Raw genomic sequence first — 15,489 nt, forward strand, 5'->3', positions numbered from 1 at the left:
CCGTCCGCACGTCACGGAAACGGGCGGGCGGCCGGTGCGCCAGGTGTCCCGGCGCTCCGGCCGCCGGCGTCGGAGGTGGTCAGATGAGGTCCGGTCCCTTGCCGTGGTCGTCGCGCTCCCTGCGGTCGGCCGGCGCCGCGCTGCTCCTCGGCGCCACCGCGCTGACCGGCCCCGCGACCCCCGCCACCGCGGCGCCCGCCCCGGACCCGGCGGCGTCCGCCACCCCCGGCACCCCGAGCGAACCGGCCGGCCCGGCCTCCGGCACCCCCGACGACCCGGCCCCCGGCGCCGCCGGCCCCGCCGCTCTTCTCCGCCGTCTCCAGGACCTCTACCGCTCCGCCGAGGAGTCGACCGAGGCGTACAACGCCACCCAGGAGGCGCTGCGGAACGCACAGGCCCGCGCCACCCGCCTCGGTACGGAGCTGAAACAGGCCCGCGCCCGGCTCGCCGTGGCCCGCGCCGACGCCGGGCGCCTGGCCCGCCAGCAGTACCAGGGCGGCGGCCCCGCCACCCTCGCCTCGTACGTCCGGGTGCTGCTCGCCGCCGACCCGGAACAGGCCATGGACCGCGGTCATCTGCTGCGCACCGCCGCCACCGAGGCCGCCGCCACCGTCGAGCGGACGGCCCGCGGCGCGCGGCGGGCCGACACCCTGGCCCGGCAGGCGGACGCCGCCCTCGCCCGGCAGCGCGCGCTCACCGCACAGCGCGCCCGGCAGCGGATCACCGTGCAGCAGCGGCTGAAGGACGTCGAGCGGCTGCTCGCCCGGCTCTCCGACGACCAGCTCACCGCGCTCGACCGGCTGGAGCGCGACGGCGCCGCCACCGCGCAGCGGGCGCTGGTCTCCCGCGGCGCACTCGGCGCGGCGGGCGCCCCCTCGTCCGCCGGCGACCGGGCCCTCTCCTACGGGCTGCGCCAGGTCGGCAAACCGTACGTCTGGGGCGCCGCCGGACCCGACGCGTTCGACTGCTCCGGCCTCACCTCGCAGGCGTGGTCGCACGCCGGGCGGCCCATCCCGCGCACCAGCCAGGAGCAGTGGAAACGGCTGCCGCACGTCCCGCTGAACCGGCTGCGCCCCGGTGACCTCGTCGTCTACTTCCCCGGCGCGACCCATGTGGCGCTGTACGTCGGGGGCGGGAAGGTCGTCCAGGCACCGCGTCCGGGCACCGCCGTGCGCGTCTCACCGCTCGCCGCCAACCCGCCGCTCGGCGCCGTCCGCCCGGACCCGGACGCCCGGCCGGTGACCGGCTACACCGCGCCCCGCCAGGTCACCGCGGACGGCCCGGCGCCCGGCGCGGCGGACGCCGGATACGCGACGTCCGCCGCCCCCGGGCGCTGAGCCGGGGGCGGCGGACGGAAGCGGTGGGCGCGGCCGGAGGTCAGGCGGCCGGACCGCCGAACGATCCGAGGTACGCCGCGGTCTTCTCCGGCTCGAAGAAGAAGTTGTCGAAGTCGGCCGGGTCGTTGAAGCCGTTGGCGAAGCGGTCGGCGACCGGCTGGAGCTGACCGGCCGCGCCGATCAGGTTCAGCACGTGCTCGGGCGGCGGCGCCAGCATCGCGTTGGTCCACCTGACGACGTGCTGCGCCGTCTCCCAGTAGCGGTCGAAGGTGGCCTGCATCCACTCCGCGTCGAACGGCCGGTCACCGCGCTCGACGATGGAGTCGAGGTAGGCCTGGGCGCACTTGGCGGCGGAGTTGGAGCCCTGGCCGGTGATCGGGTCGTTGGCGACGACGACGTCCGCGACGCCGAGGACCAGACCGCCGGAGGGCAGCCGGCCGATGGGGTTGCGCACGGTCGGGGCGTACCGCCCGGCCAGCGTGCCCTGCGCGTCGGTCAGTTCGACCTTCGTGCAGCGGGCGTACTCCCAGGGCAGGAACTTCTCCAGCAGTTCGAGGGTGAGCGCCAGGTGCTCGTTGGGGTCCTTGACGCCCTGGAACGCGTCGAGCGGACCGCCGGGGATGCCCTCCCAGAAGAGGATGTCCGCCCGGCCGGTGTTGGTGAACGTCGGCATGACGAACAGCTCACCGACGCCCGGCACCAGGTTGCAGCGCACCGCGTCGAACTCGGGGTGCTCCGGGCGCGGTCCCATGCCGTGGACGTACGCGACGGCCAGCGCCCGCTGCGGGGCGTCGTACGGCGAACGGGACGCGTCGCGGCCGAACATCGAGACCAGTTCGCCCTTGCCCGCCGAGACCAGCGTCAGGTCGTAGCGGGAGGCGAAGAAGTCCAGGTCGGAAACGGCGGCGCCGTGGATGACGAGCTGGCCGCCGCGCTGCGCGAAGGTCTCCATCCAGCCGGCCATCTTGACCCGCTGGTCGACGGACTGGGCGTAGCCGTCGAGCTTGCCGACCCAGTCGATGGCGCGCTGGGAGCCCTCGGGCGACTCGAAGCTGCCGGGGGCGGCGACCGAGACGCCGAGGCCCTCGATCCGCGGGGCCTGGTTCTCCCAGAAGTTCAACTGGAGGTCGCGCTCGTGCTGGAGGGCGGTGTGGAACATGCACTGCGTCGACATGACCCGGCCGGAGCGGATCTCGTCGGAGGTGCGGTTGGACATCAGGGTGACCTCGTACCCCTTGGACTGGAGGCCAAGGGCGAGCTGGAGGCCGGACTGGCCGGCTCCCACGACGAGTATCTTCCGCATGGCGGGCTCTTCTCTGCGTTGCTGCTGCTTCGGGGAGGGGGGTGGGTCGGTGCCGGCGGAAGCCTATTCGGGCGTTTCGGCCAGCGCGTGGCCGACCAGTGCCAGCAGCGACTCGACGACCGTGGGCCGGCTCCGCGCATCCATGATCACGACGGGTACGTGCGGGGGCACCGTCAGCGCGTCCCGTACGTCCTCCACCGCGTACATCGGCGTCCCCTCGAAGTGGTTGACGGCGACGACGTAGGGGAGCTGGCAGCTCTCGAAGTAGTCGAGCGCCGGGAAGCAGTCCTCCAGGCGCCGGGTGTCCGCCATCACGATCGCGCCGATCGCCCCGCGCACCAGGTCGTCCCACATGAACCAGAAGCGCTGCTGTCCGGGCGTGCCGAACAGGTAGAGCACCAGCTCCTCATCGAGGGTGATGCGGCCGAAGTCCATCGCGACCGTGGTGGTCGTCTTCTCCGGCGTGGCGGTCAGATCGTCCGTCTCCGCGCTGGCCTGCGTCATCACCGCTTCGGTCTGCAGCGGGGTGATCTCCGAGACCGAGCCGACGAAGGTGGTCTTGCCGACGCCGAAACCGCCGGCGACCACGATCTTGGTGGCGATCGGGGCGCGGGAGCGGTCGGTCTGCCAGCTCTGCAGGCCCGCGTCGGCGGCGGACTGCGCACCGCCGGCGAACAGGTCCACGTCGGCGCCCGCCGCACCGGCCGTTATCGTGTCAGAGCCTGTGAAGTCCACTCAGCACCCTTTCCAGCAGCGCGCGGTCGGGCCGGCCGGTGCCGTGCCCGGTGCCGTAGACGCGGATCTTTCCCTGGTCGGCGAGGTCGCTCAGCAGCACCCGGACCACGCCGAGCGGCATCTTGAGCAGCGCGGAGATCTCCGCGACGGAACGCATCCGGCGGCACAGCTCCACGATGGCGCGCATCTCCGGCATGACCCGGTCGCCCCAGCCGCCGGACGTCAGCTCCGGCCGCTCCCCGGGGGCGTCCAGCGCCGCCACGAACGTCTCGACGAGCAGGACGTGACCGAAGCGGGTCCGGCCGCCGGTCAGTGAATACGGTCGTACGCGCGCGGGTTTGCGGTCCCCGCCGCGCACGGGGAGTTGGGGTGTGGTGCTCACTGGGCGCTCTCCATCGACTTACGCAGTTCGCTGCGGAGTTCGGGGGTGAGGACATGTCCGGCCCGGCCGACGAAGAGCGCCATGTGGTAGGCGATGACGCTCATGTCGCAGTCCGGGGTGGCGTGCACGCCGAGCAGCGAGCCGTCGCTGATCGACATGACGAAGAGACTGCCCTCGTCCATGGTGACCATGGTCTGTTTGACCAGCCCGCCGGACATCAGCTTGGCGGCGCCGGAGGTGAGGCTGCCCAGTCCGGAGACGATGGTGGCCAGGTCGGCGCTGGAGCCGCTCGGGCCCCCGCCGCTCCCCTGGCCCGCCACCTCGTTCCGTCCGGGGTCGGAGGAGAGCAGCAGCAGCCCGTCGGAGGAGACGACGGCGACGGAGAGAATCCCCGGGACCTCGTCGACGAGATTGGTCAGCAGCCAGTGCAGGTTCCGGGCCTGGGTGCTCCGGCCTGCTCCGTGGGCAATGGGTACTCGGGCCATCAATCGCGTGCCTCCTCGGCCATGTGGCTCTTACCCGGGGCCCCCGCTCCGTCGGTGTCCTTCTGTGCGTTGGTCTGCTGCGCGGTCCCGGGCTGCGGCGCCGCCGGCTGCGGCGCACCCCCGAACAACCCTTCGGGCCCGCTCGCGAGCTCCGCCTCGACCTCACGGCGGCCGGAGCGCGCGCCCTGCTGGAAGCCGCCGAGCCGTCGGCGCAGCGCCTCCGCGTTGGCCGTGCCGCTCTTGCGCGGCGCGGCGTTGTTCGCCTTCGGCGCGACGACCTTGGGCGTCCGCTTGGGCAGGCCCATGTCCGTACGCCGCTGCTCGGGCACCGCGGGCTGCTCCGCCGCGTCCGCCGCGCCCTCGCCGCCGTGCGGCGCGGCCACCGGGCCGGTCTCCGGGGCCGGAGCGGGCCGGGTGTGCTGGTCGGGCCCGATGGCGTACGGATCGGCCGGGGCGGCGGGCCCCTCCGGCCGGCGGTGGCTGCCGGTGCCGGGCCCGTAGGGGCCGGACGACCTCGGCCCGTACGGGCTGCCGCCGTCCGTGCCGGAAGGCTGCGGGGCCGCGGGTGCCTCCGGCTGCGCCGGAGCCTGCGGCCCGGCCGGTGCCTGCGGTATGCCGGGTGCCTGCGGCGCGGGCGTCCGCGGCCCGGCGGGCGCCTCGGCGTACGGGGCGACGGGACCGGCCGGGGCCGGACGGCCGGGCGCCGCGCCCGGGACGCCGGGGGCGGCGGGCGACTGCGCGGCCGGGGGCTGCGGGGCCGGTGCCTGGGAAGCGGCAGCCTGCGGGCCCGCCGGGGCCTGCGGTCCGGCGGGCGACGGCGCCTGCGCCTGTGCGGCGGTGGGCGACTGCGGGGCCGCCGGGTCGGCGGGGGCCGCGGGGGCGCCCCGGTCCGGGAGGCCGGCCGCGTCGATGGCGCGCTCCGCGGCGGCGACCAGCGGGTCGGCCTGCGGCGCGGGGGCCGGTGCGGGGGCCTGCGGCGCGGGCTGTACGGGGGCGGGACCGGCCGGAGTCGGGGCCGGGGCCGGTTGTGCCGGGGCCGCGCCGCGCTTCGGGAGGGCCGACGGGTCGGCGCGCGGGACCCGCGACTGGAGCGCGTTGGAGTTCGCCTCGGCGACCGAACCGGGCAGGGCCGGGCCGGGGGCCGGGGCGCCCGCGCGGGTGTTCACCGGGCCCGGGCGGGTCGGCAGGATCGAGCCGGGCAGCACCACGACGGCGGTGACCCCGCCCTGCTGCTGGGCGCGGAGCTGCACCCGGACGCCGTGCCGGGCGGCGAGCCGCACCACGACGTACAGGCCCAGGCCCAGGGCCTCGTCGATGGTCTCGGAGGTGGACGCGGTCTCCGCGTCGGCGAGCCGCTCGTTCAGCTCGGCGAGGCGTTCGGCGGTCATACCGATGCCCTCGTCCTGCACCGAGAGCATCAGCTCGCCGGTCTCCAGCAGCCAGCCGGACAGCTCGACATGGGCCTCCGGCGGGGAGAAGGCGGTGGCGTTCTCCAGGAGTTCGGCGACCAGGTGGCTCACGTCGTCGGCGGCGAACCCGGCGATCTGCGCGTGCGGCGGCAGCGCCTGGATGACCACCCGGTCGTAGCGCTCGATCTCGCTGACCGAGGCGCGCAGCACATCCAGCAGCGGCACCGGGCCCGCGTTGCTGGTGCCGTGCTCGGTGTCGGCCAGGACCAGCAGGTTCTCGCTGTAGCGGCGCATCTGCGCGGCGAAGTGGTCGAGCTTGAAGAGGGTCTGCAGGGCCTCGGGGTCCTGCTCCTGCTCCTCCATCGACTCGATGACGTGGAGCTGCCGCTCGACCAGGCTGATGGTGCGCAGCGCGAGGTTGACGTACCGGCCGTGCACCCCGGTGCGCAGCGTCGCCAGCCGCTCGGTCAACTCCGCGACCTCGGCCTTCAGCGCCGTGCGTTCGCCGTCGAGGACCTCGCGCTCGTCGGCGAGGCGCTGCCGGGCGGTGATCAGCCGGCCGCGCTCGCCCTCCAGCTCGGCGGTGCGCCGGGCGACCTCGGCGACCTGCGCGTGCAGGGCGTTGACGGAGCGGACCGCGGCGGCGAACTCGTCGTTGCGGCCCTTGAAGGCGATGGGCTCCTCGTGCGCCGGGTCGGCGGCGACCCGCTTGGCGCCGAGCCGCAGCGCGGCCAGCGGGCGGGTCATGGAGCGGGCGGCGGAGACCGAGACACCGAGCGCGAGCAGCAGGCAGATGCCGACCAGCGCGATCTCGATCTCCAGCGCGGTGACGTCGTCGTCGCGCAGTGCGGACAGGCGCTGGATCTCCTGGGTGGCCAGGGCCGCTTCGACGCCGCGCATCAGATCCGTACGGGCGGTGAGGCTGGCCTGCACCCGCGAGCGGCTGAGCGCCGTGTCGGCGGCGTCCAGGCGCGGCTGGTCGGTGAGGCGGGTGAGGTATCGCTCCGCGGTGGTGACGTCGGCGCCGTTGACGGTTGCGTCGTAGCGGTCCTGGGCGGCTTCCCCGGCGAGCTGGGTGAAGTCCGCGAGGGAGCCCTGTTCGCGCAGGTGGGCGAGTTGGGCGGCGGCGGTCAGCCGGGGCTGCTCGCCGCCCGCCCGCAGCGCCGCGAGCAGCAGCGCGCGGGTGCCGGCGGCCTGTTCGACGGCGCGGCCCAGCGCGGGCAGTGCCCGGGTGCCGGCGTCGGCGGCGTCCGCGCGTCCGGGCAGGGACCGGGCGATGTCGTCGGCGATGGCGCCGAGCGCCTGGAGGGTGCGGGTGTACGCCTCGTAGGTGGCGTCCGCCGTCACCGGTCCGGCCAGGGCCTCCTGGCGGGTCTGCGCCAGCGTGGCGAGCTGCTTCTCGGCGGCGGCGTAGACCGCGGTCTCACCGGCCGCGCCCTGCGCCGCGGCGCGCAGATCGCGCAGTTGCCGGTCGACGCGGGCGCGCAGCGACTCGTACCCGGCGGCGGTGTTCCCGCCGCGCCCGGTGGCGACGTACGACGTCATGACGTCGCGTTCGTCGGCCAGGGAGTGGGAGAGCGCGATGGCCCGTGCGTCGAGTTGGGCGAGGCCCACCAGGCGCTGGCTGGTGTGGGTGTCGTCCACCGCGGCGCTGATGCCGGGGGCGCCGGCGCCCGCCACGGCGACCGCGACCACCGCCACCGCGCCCATCAGACGGTTGCGCACGCGCGCGGGGCGCCTGCCCGTCCGGTCGCCGCCGGCCGCCGCGTTCGCGCCGGGGCCCGTGCCCGTGTCCGGTACCGGGACCGGTCGGGCCGGTGTACCCGGCTTCCCTGCGCTGCCCCGAAGCCGCTTCTTCCGCACCGCTGCTCGCATTCCTGTCTCGCCTGCCCACGCCGTGTGGCGCGCGGGTCCGGCTCGGTTTCCGCTCGCGGGGCGAACCTGCGCGAAACCGCAGCAGTGCACACTTCCGCGAAGGGAAACAGCCCGGCTTTGCGCGGCGCGACGTATGTCCCGGCCCGCCCCCATGATCCGGGAAATGACCTTTCCACCGGCTCCGCGCAGTGACTCGGCAACACCTGCCCGGCCACGCGAATGAGTGAACAACAATCGGAAGTTGACCATCAACTTCCGCGCGTGGCCGATTCCCGGTGCAACCATGCGCAACCTGGCGACCCGTTTGGAGAACCGGTCGGCGCCTGCAAAGATGCGCGCCCGCACCGCGCGCCCCCGCACGGGGCGCCCCGCCGCGCACGGCCGGGCGCCGCGCCGCCGTTCCCCCGCCCGCACCGCGCCGCCACCGCCGCCGCCAGGCGGACCTCCGGCAGACTGCCCGCCATGCGCATCGAACTCGCCGTCGCCCCCGGCGATCCCCAACACCCAAACGAGGACTACGCGTCCGTGGCCCTTCCCGCGTCGGGCCGGGGAGGGGCCCTCGTCCTGCTGGACGGGGTGACCCCGCCAGAGGGCGGTTACGGCTGCGGGCATCCGGTGGCGTGGTTCACCGCGCGGCTCGGGGGCACGATGCTCGAACTGTCGGGTTCGCACCGGGACATGACGCTCCCTGAGGTGCTCGCGGAGGCCATCTCCCGTACGGCCGCCCTTCACCGTTCCACATGTGACCTTTCTCACCCCCGTACTCCACAGGCCACCGTGGTCGCCGTGCGGTGGTCCGAGGAGTGCGTCGAGCACCTCGTACTCTCCGACTCGGTCCTGCTGTTGGAGGGCGCGGACGGTGCCGTGACGGCGGTCCGCGACACCCGGCTCGCCGAACTGACCCCAAAGGTCCGCGCCGAGCGTGAGGCGCTGCGGGCGATGGAGCGCGGGGCGGCCGGGCGGGAGGCCGCGGTGCGCGCGTACGTGCGTTCCGTCGAGGCGCTGCGCAACGCCGAGGGCGGGTTCTTCACGGCGGCGGCCGATCCGTCGGTGGCCGCCCGCGCACTGACCGGCCGGACGCCGCGCGCCGGGGTGCGGGCGCTCACGGCGCTCAGCGACGGCGCCGGGCGCTGGGTCGAGGTCTTCCGCGAGGGCTCCTGGCGGGAGTGCGCGGCGCTGGTGGCGCACCGCGGTCCGCAGGCGCTGATCGACGCGGTCCGCGCGGCGGAGGACGCGGACCCGGAGGGCACCGCGTATCCGCGCGGCAAGCGCCACGACGACGCGGCGGTGGTGTACGTGGAGCCCTGAACGTCCGGAACGCGGCTCCGTGGCGAGGGGGCGGTCGGCCGCGCGCGGACCCGGTGCGTGCGCCGTCGGCGCCCGCGCCCTACGGCGCCTCCTCGCCCTCCTGTCCGGCGTTGAGGCGGTGCAGCAGGCGGCTCAGCTCGGCGATCTCGGTGCGGTCCCAGCCGGCGAGGCGGCGGGCGTAGCGGGCGCGGCGGGCGAGCCGGACGCGGCTGTAGCGCTCGCGTCCTTCGTCGGTGAGACGGACCAGGACGGCGCGGCCGTCGGCCGGATCCGGCTCGCGGGCGATGAGTCCGAGCCCTTCGAGGGCGTGCAACTGACGGCTCATGGTCGCCTTGCCGACGCCGAAGTACCCGGCGAGGTCGGTGGCGCGCTGCGCCCCGGCGTCGTCGAGCCGGACCAGCAGGCCGTACGCGGCGGGCTCCAGATCGGGGTGGACCTCGCGGGCCAGTTCGCCGGAGGAGGCGCGGGCCCGGCGCAGGAACACCGCCAACTCGCGCTCCAGGGCGAGGAATACGTGGTCCACACCTGCCGCGTCGCCCTGCTCCGCCGCTCCGTCGGCTCCGGTGTCGCGCACGTCAGCACCCTTTCCGGCGTTTCCGTTCGTGAAAAGTTTCCGCTCGCCGCGGCCGAAGCCGCAGCTCCGCCAGTATTTCGCAGGATTAGACCAACGGCAGCCCCGTGTCCCCCTTTTATCGCCGCGGTCTACGCGCGTATCGTCATTTCTGGCATGGCCACACCAAGTCAGGTGTCGCCAGGGCCGGTCCACGCGGGGCGTACGCACCGAAGGCGCCCGCGCGCACCACGCACCACCGCACCGCGTACGTCGGCACTTCCGCACCTCCGCACCTCGCACTTCGGCACCACGTACCGCGCACCATCACGCACCACGCGGTCGCCGCCGTACCCCGGCGGCGCGTGACATCCGGAGCCCCGGCACGCCGCGGCTCCGCCCCCCTCAGGTCACCCACACGAAAACCGGAGGCACGCATGCTCGTGCACAGGTCGGGCTCCCCGCACCGCACCCGCTCCCTGGCCACCGCGGCCGGCGCCCTGCTCGCGCTCCTCGCGCTGCTGCTGGGCCTGTCCGGCGGCAGCGCGACCGCCGCGACACCCGCCAAGGACGCGCCCGAACCGTCCCACCCCGGCCAGGACTGGGCCGGATCACAGATCGCCGCACACGAGGGCACCGGCACCGACCGCCCGGCGACCGGGCTGCTCTCCGGGGTCGAAGGTGTCGACGTCAGCGGCCACCAGGGCAACGTCAACTGGCAGACGCTGTGGAACAGCGGCGTGAAGTTCGCGTACGTCAAGGCGACGGAGTCCACCAGCTACGTCAACGAGTACTTCGCGCAGCAGTACAACGGCTCGTACAACATCGGCATGATCCGCGGCGCGTACCACTTCGCCACGCCGAACACCTCCAGCGGCGCCGCCCAGGCCAACTACTTCGTCGACCACGGCGGCGGCTGGTCCAAGGACGGCAAGACCCTGCCGGGCGCGCTGGACATGGAGTACAACCCGTACGGCGCCACCTGCTACGGCATGAGCGCCACCGGGCTCGTCAACTGGATGAAGGACTGGTTCGCGACCTACAAGTCGCGCACCGGACGCGACGCCGTCATCTACACCTCCACCAGTTGGTGGAAGCAGTGCACCGGCAACTACGCGGGCTTCGGCTCCGTCAACCCGCTGTGGGTGCCGCGCTACGGCTCCTCGGTCGGCGAACTCCCGGCCGGGTGGGGCTTCCACACCATCTGGCAGTACACCTCGACCGGCCCGACCGTGGGGGACCACAACTCCTTCAACGGCGCCTACGACCGGCTCCAGGCGCTCGCCAACGGCTGAGCCACCCCGCACGAACGGGCCCCTCCCGCGCCTTGCGGGAGGGGCCCCGGTGCGGTGACCGCCGCGTCCGTCACGCCGCGGCGGGCACCGCGCCGTCCGGAGCGGCCGGGTCGCGGACCGGCACGGCGGCGTCGGTCAGCGCCAGCTCCAGCACGGTGCGCACATCGGCGACCGGCCGTACGTCGAGAGCGCTCAGGACCTCCTCGGGGACCTCGTCCAGATCCGGTTCGTTGCGCTGCGGGATGATCACCGTGGTGATGCCCGCGCGGTGCGCGGCGAGCAGTTTCTGCTTGATCCCGCCGACCGGCAGCACCCGCCCGGTCAGCGACACCTCACCGGTCATCGCCACATCCGGCCGCACCTGACGGCCCGACAGCAGCGAGGCCAGCGCGGTGGTCATCGTCACACCCGCGCTCGGCCCGTCCTTCGGGACGGCTCCGGCGGGTACGTGCAGGTGGACGCCGCGCTCCTTGAGGTCGCCGACCGGCAGTTCCAGCTCCGCGCCGCGCGAGCGCAGGAACGACAGCGCGATGTGCGCCGATTCCTTCATCACGTCGCCGAGCTGCCCGGTGAGCGTCAGCCCCGAGGCGCCGGTCTCCGGATCGGCGAGCGACGCCTCGACGTACAGCACGTCGCCGCCGGCGCCGGTGACCGCGAGCCCGGTGACCACCCCGGGCACGGCGGTGCGCCGCACGGCCGGGTCCTGCGCCGCCTCCGGGGTGTGGTGCGGCCGTCCGATCAGCGGACGCAGCTCCTCCTCGGTGACGGTGAACGGCAGCTCCCGCTCGCCCAGTTCGTGCCGGGCGGCCACCTTGCGCAGCAGCCGGGCGATCGCGCGCTCCAGACCGCGTACGCCCGCCTCGCGGGTGTACTCACCGGCCAGCTTGCGCAGCGCGGCGTCGTCGAAGGTGACCTCGCCGGGCGCGAGTCCGGCCAGCTCCAACTGGCGCGGGAGCAGATGGTCACGGGCGATGACGATCTTCTCGTCCTCGGTGTAGCCGTCCAGCCGCACCAGCTCCATGCGGTCCAGGAGCGGGCCGGGGATGGCGTCGAGGACGTTGGCGGTGGCGAGGAAGACCACGTCGCTGAGGTCGAGTTCGACCTCCAGGTAGTGATCGCGGAAGGTGTGGTTCTGCGCCGGGTCCAAGACCTCCAGGAGGGCGGCGGCGGGGTCGCCGCGGTAGTCGGAGCCGACCTTGTCGATCTCGTCGAGCAGCACCACCGGGTTCATCGAACCGGCTTCCTTGATCGCCCGGACGATACGGCCGGGCAGCGCGCCGACGTACGTCCGCCGGTGGCCGCGGATCTCCGCCTCGTCCCGGACGCCGCCGAGCGCAACGCGGACGAAGGAGCGGCCCATGGCCCGCGCGACGGACTCGCCGAGCGAGGTCTTGCCGACGCCGGGCGGGCCGACGAGCGCCAGCACGGCGCCCCCGGCACGGCGGGCGCCGCCGGTCTCCGGGCCCTCGGGGGCTTCGGCCGCCCGTTCGGCGCGGCGCTTGCGGACCGCGAGGTATTCGGTGATGCGCTCCTTGACGTCGTCCAGACCGGCGTGGTCGGCGTCGAGCACGGCGCGGGCACCGGCGATGTCGTAGGCGTCCTCGCTCCGCTCGTTCCACGGCAGTTCGAGGACGGTGTCGAGCCAGTTGCGGATCCAGGGGCCCTCGGGGCTCTGGTCACCGGCCCGCTCCAGCTTGTCGACCTCCTTGAGGGCGGCCTTGCGGACGTCCTCGGGCAGGGCGGCGGCCTCGACGCGGGCACGGAAGTCGTCGCTCTCGTCGCCGTCGTCGCCGTTCAGCTCGGACAGCTCCTTGCGGACCGCCTCCAGCTGCCGCCGCAGCAGGAACTCCCGCTGCTGCTTGTCGACGCCCTCCTGGACGTCCTTGGCGATGGATTCGGCGACGTCCTGCTCGGCGAGGTGGTCGCGGAGCGTCTCGGTGGCGAACTTCAGCCGGGCCACCGGGTCGGTGGTCTCCAGCAGCCGGACCTTCTGCTCGGTGGTGAGGAAGGGCGAATAACCGGCGTTGTCGGCGAGGGCGGAGACGTCCTCGATCTGCTGGACGCGGTCGACGACCTGCCAGGCACCGCGCTTGCGCAGCCAACTGGTGGCCAGCGCCTTGTACTCGGTGACGAGTTCGGTGACGGCGCCCGGGAGCGCGCGGCCGCCCTCGCCGTCGGCGCCGGGCACCGTCTCCTCGACGGCGCTGCCCTCCACCCAGAGGGCGGCGCCCGGCCCGGTGGTGCCGGAGCCGATGCGCACCCGGCGCAGTCCGCGGATCAGCGCGCCCGGATCGCCGCCGGACAACCGGCCGACCTGCTCGATCCGCCCGAGCGTGCCGATCGCCGCGTACGTGCCGTCGACGCGGGGCACAAGGAGCACCTCCGGTTTGTTGCCCTGGTCGGCGGCGGACTGCGCGGCCTCGACGGCGGCTCGCACATCCGCGTCCGACAGGTCCAGCGGCACGACCATGCCGGGCAGGACCACCTCGTCATCGAGGGGCAGCACGGGCAGAGTGAGCGTGTGGGACGACGAAGCCATGATCTCCCCTTCGGCAGGCAAGTTGAGCTGTACTCACTCAATGCAAGTGCGCGGCCGGATGTTCCCCGGTCCGTGTTCGCTGTGAGCGATCAGCGGGAAGCGGGGGGTCGCGAACAGGCGGCGGTGAGCGCGCGGCGGCCGCGGAGCGCGGCTGCCAGGGGCGGCGCGGGAGCGGGCGCGCACTGCGGCTCGGAGCGGACGGCGGGCAGGCGGCCTCTCGCCACGGGACCCCGGCGGACGGGGCGAGGCCGGGCCCCGGCGCCACTGCGCGGGACCGCCCCGCGCCACGGCCGCGCTCCTCGCCCCCGCGCCACGCCCCGCCGCCCGCGGTGCCGGAAAACCGTTTGCCACCGCTCGTACCGTCGAACCGTGACGGACACCATCGACGGCTTGCTCGCGGCCTACGACGAGCGGATGCGGGGCGTTCCGGCGGAGCTCCCCCGGGGCGTCACCCTGGAGCAGGACGGGCCGGTGACCCGGCTGACCGGGCAGTTCCGCGGGTTCGTCAGCGGCCCGCCGGACCTGGGCGTGGACGGCGCCGCGCTGGACGCGCTGATCGCCCGGCAGTGCGCGGTCTTCGCCGCCCGGGGCGAGGCGGTGGAGTGGAAGACCCGCGGCCACGACCGGCCGGCGGACCTCCCCGAGCGGCTGCGGGCCGCCGGATTCGTCCCCGAGGAGCGGGAGACCGTCCTCATCGGCCGCGCCCGGGAGCTGGCCGGGGACCCCGCGCTCCCCGAGGGCATCACCCTGCGTCAGGTCACCGACGACGCCGACATGCGGCGCGTCGCCGCCATGGAGACCGCGGTCTGGGGCGACGACCACGGCTGGCTGGCCGACGATCTGATCGCCCGGATCGCGGCCGCCCCGGACCACATCGCCGTACTGGTCGCCGAGGCCGCCGGCGAAGTGGTGTCGGCGGGGTGGCTGGTGCTGCGGCCCGGCACCGGCACCGCGGGTCTGTGGGGCGGCTCGACACTGCCCGCCTGGCGCGGCCGGGGTCTCTACCGCGCGCTGGTCGCCGCCCGCGCCACCCTCGCCGTGGCCCACGGCGTGGACCTCCTCCAGGTCGACGCCTCCGCCGACAGCGCCCCCGTCCTCCGCCGCCTCGGCCTCCACGCTGTCACCACCACCACGCCGTACGTGTGGACACCGCCGGGCGGCTGAGGACGGCCGGGCCCGGGCCGGGCGGGGCGGCCCATCGAGCACGGACTCGCCGGTGACCAGCGGAAACAGGCCCCGACCGCGGGGCGAGGGGAACGGGCGACCCCGCGCGGGCGAACGGGGCGGCGGCCCGGCACACGCCGGCTCCGGCCCGTCCGTGCCCGCGACCGGCGCGCCCCCGGACTCACCCCCGCCGGCGCACCCCCGCGACCGTCCCCGGGCGGCCCGGTCCCCGGCGCAGTGCCGGATGGCCGAGGTCGCCGTGGAGCCGGGCCGGGGGCGGGCCGGACCGTCCGCGGCGCAGCGGGTGCCAGGCGGCGGCGCCGATGGCGAGGGAGAGGAGATGGCCGCAGGAGCTGAGCGGGTCGGCGAAGGTCAGCAGGCCGGCCGTGGCGTAGCAGGCGGCGCCGGTGAGCAGCGGCCACCGCAGCCGCCCCGGCAGCAGTCCGGCCAGCGCTCCGGCGCAGGCCATCACGCCGTAGCTGATGCCGTAGTCGAGGCGGTGCGCCGCACCGGGCGGCAGCGTCCCGGCGGCGACGGCGGCGCCCACCGGCAGTTCGGTGGCGAGGGTGGCCAGCACATGGCCGCCGAGGAAGACCGCGAGGGTGCGCGCGGCGCCGACCCGCCGCTCCAGCGCGGTCAGCACCACGACGAAGGCGAGCGCGAACCCGGAGAGCATCCCGCCGTCGCTCCACAGCGCGCTGGCCACCAGAACCCGCAGCGGCGCGGCGGCCAGATGTGCCGCGTCGGTGCTGGAGGCCCGCAGCAGCTCCGCCACCCGCGCCGGGTCCGCGTACGCCGCGAAGAGCGACGTCGCCACCAGCAGCAGCGTGTAGCAGAAGGTGAACGGCGTCGCCCGGGGGCCGGGCAGGAACCGCCCCGGCCACCACCGGGCCCGCACCGTCCCGCCGGACGGCCCGCCCGCCGCCTCCGCCCGGGCCCCGCGCGAGGGCTCCCCGGAACCGGCCGCCCAGGTGGCGAGCCCCTTCCGGGCACCCCGTAGCCCCACGGGCCCGGCCGCCCGCCCGCCCCGGGACGGCACCGCCGCCCCACCGTCCGTCCCCATCACACCGCCCCTCCCCTTCGCGTCTTCCCGGCCGGTCCTCGCCG

The 15,489-nt window shown here is 75.0% G+C and carries 12 protein-coding genes; 4 read left to right on the forward strand and 8 right to left on the reverse strand.

Annotated features, from left to right (window positions below; translation table 11 throughout):
- Positions 1-83 precede the first annotated feature (83 nt).
- Entirely contained in the window at positions 84-1,337 is a 1,254-nt protein-coding gene (locus tag ACGH2B_RS07325; RefSeq protein ID WP_399085880.1) for an NlpC/P60 family protein, read from the forward strand.
- A 40-nt stretch (positions 1,338-1,377) separates the two neighbouring features.
- On the opposite strand, the gene ACGH2B_RS07330 is transcribed toward ACGH2B_RS07325, so the two are convergent.
- From ACGH2B_RS07330 to ACGH2B_RS07350, 5 genes are all read right to left on the reverse strand, one after another.
- Positions 1,378-2,640 carry a styrene monooxygenase/indole monooxygenase family protein gene (locus tag ACGH2B_RS07330; protein WP_399085883.1) on the reverse strand — a complete coding sequence of 421 codons (1,263 nt, stop codon included), beginning with the start codon at positions 2,638-2,640 and terminating at the stop codon, positions 1,378-1,380.
- A 63-nt stretch (positions 2,641-2,703) separates the two neighbouring features.
- Positions 2,704-3,324, reverse strand: a complete 621-nt coding sequence (locus ACGH2B_RS07335) for a GTP-binding protein (RefSeq protein WP_399085886.1) — start codon at positions 3,322-3,324, stop codon at positions 2,704-2,706.
- A gap of 31 nt (positions 3,325-3,355) precedes the next feature.
- Positions 3,356-3,757: a DUF742 domain-containing protein gene (locus tag ACGH2B_RS07340; protein ID WP_399085889.1), complete on the reverse strand. Its 402-nt coding sequence runs from the start codon at positions 3,755-3,757 to the stop codon at positions 3,356-3,358.
- Complete coding sequence (locus ACGH2B_RS07345) at positions 3,754-4,242, reverse strand: roadblock/LC7 domain-containing protein (RefSeq protein ID WP_399085892.1); 489 nt, start codon at positions 4,240-4,242, stop codon at positions 3,754-3,756. The genes ACGH2B_RS07340 and ACGH2B_RS07345 overlap by 4 nt, the downstream gene beginning before the upstream one ends.
- Positions 4,242-7,376 (reverse strand): nitrate- and nitrite sensing domain-containing protein, encoded by a 3,135-nt coding sequence (locus tag ACGH2B_RS07350; protein WP_399085895.1) that lies wholly within the window; start codon positions 7,374-7,376, stop codon positions 4,242-4,244. Before ACGH2B_RS07350 ends, ACGH2B_RS07345 begins: the two co-directional genes overlap by 1 nt.
- A gap of 612 nt (positions 7,377-7,988) precedes the next feature.
- On the opposite strand from ACGH2B_RS07350, the gene ACGH2B_RS07355 reads away from it, so the two are divergent.
- Entirely contained in the window at positions 7,989-8,834 is an 846-nt protein-coding gene (locus ACGH2B_RS07355; protein WP_399085898.1) for a hypothetical protein, read from the forward strand.
- 79 nt (positions 8,835-8,913) lie between these two features.
- Here ACGH2B_RS07355 and ACGH2B_RS07360 read toward each other — a convergent pair whose 3' ends face one another.
- Complete coding sequence (locus ACGH2B_RS07360) at positions 8,914-9,408, reverse strand: MarR family winged helix-turn-helix transcriptional regulator (protein ID WP_399085901.1); 495 nt, start codon at positions 9,406-9,408, stop codon at positions 8,914-8,916.
- Positions 9,409-9,821: 413 nt separating this feature from the next.
- Here ACGH2B_RS07360 and ACGH2B_RS07365 point away from each other — a divergent pair, with 413 nt between their 5' ends.
- Positions 9,822-10,679 carry a lysozyme gene (locus ACGH2B_RS07365; protein ID WP_399085904.1) on the forward strand — a complete coding sequence of 286 codons (858 nt, stop codon included), beginning with the start codon at positions 9,822-9,824 and terminating at the stop codon, positions 10,677-10,679.
- A 70-nt stretch (positions 10,680-10,749) separates the two neighbouring features.
- On the opposite strand, the gene lon is transcribed toward ACGH2B_RS07365, so the two are convergent.
- Entirely contained in the window at positions 10,750-13,218 is a 2,469-nt protein-coding gene (gene lon / locus ACGH2B_RS07370; protein ID WP_399085907.1) for an endopeptidase La, read from the reverse strand.
- Positions 13,219-13,587: 369 nt separating this feature from the next.
- Between lon and ACGH2B_RS07375 the strand changes: the two genes are divergently transcribed.
- Positions 13,588-14,382: a GNAT family N-acetyltransferase gene (locus ACGH2B_RS07375; protein ID WP_399085910.1), complete on the forward strand. Its 795-nt coding sequence runs from the start codon at positions 13,588-13,590 to the stop codon at positions 14,380-14,382.
- Between the two features lie 181 nt (positions 14,383-14,563).
- Here the strand turns inward: ACGH2B_RS07375 and ACGH2B_RS07380 are convergent, their stop codons facing one another.
- Positions 14,564-15,445 carry a rhomboid-like protein gene (locus tag ACGH2B_RS07380; RefSeq protein ID WP_399085913.1) on the reverse strand — a complete coding sequence of 294 codons (882 nt, stop codon included), beginning with the start codon at positions 15,443-15,445 and terminating at the stop codon, positions 14,564-14,566.
- Between the last annotated feature and the right edge of the window lie 44 nt (positions 15,446-15,489).

Source organism: Streptomyces sp. BBFR2, from assembly GCF_044497305.1.
Classification (GTDB): Bacteria; Actinomycetota; Actinomycetes; order Streptomycetales; family Streptomycetaceae; genus Streptomyces.

Bases quoted from the DNA above. Each gene is read 5' to 3' on its own strand.
- ACGH2B_RS07325 (WP_399085880.1), top strand. From the start codon at position 84: ATGAGGTCCGGTCCCTTGCCGTGGTCGTCGCGCTCCCTGCGGTCGGCC.
- ACGH2B_RS07330 (WP_399085883.1), bottom strand. From the start codon at position 2,640: ATGCGGAAGATACTCGTCGTGGGAGCCGGCCAGTCCGGCCTCCAGCTC.
- ACGH2B_RS07345 (WP_399085892.1), bottom strand. From the start codon at position 4,242: ATGGCCCGAGTACCCATTGCCCACGGAGCAGGCCGGAGCACCCAGGCC.
- ACGH2B_RS07355 (WP_399085898.1), top strand. From the start codon at position 7,989: ATGCGCATCGAACTCGCCGTCGCCCCCGGCGATCCCCAACACCCAAAC.
- ACGH2B_RS07365 (WP_399085904.1), top strand. From the start codon at position 9,822: ATGCTCGTGCACAGGTCGGGCTCCCCGCACCGCACCCGCTCCCTGGCC.
- lon (WP_399085907.1), bottom strand. From the start codon at position 13,218: ATGGCTTCGTCGTCCCACACGCTCACTCTGCCCGTGCTGCCCCTCGAT.
- ACGH2B_RS07380 (WP_399085913.1), bottom strand. From the start codon at position 15,445: ATGGGGACGGACGGTGGGGCGGCGGTGCCGTCCCGGGGCGGGCGGGCG.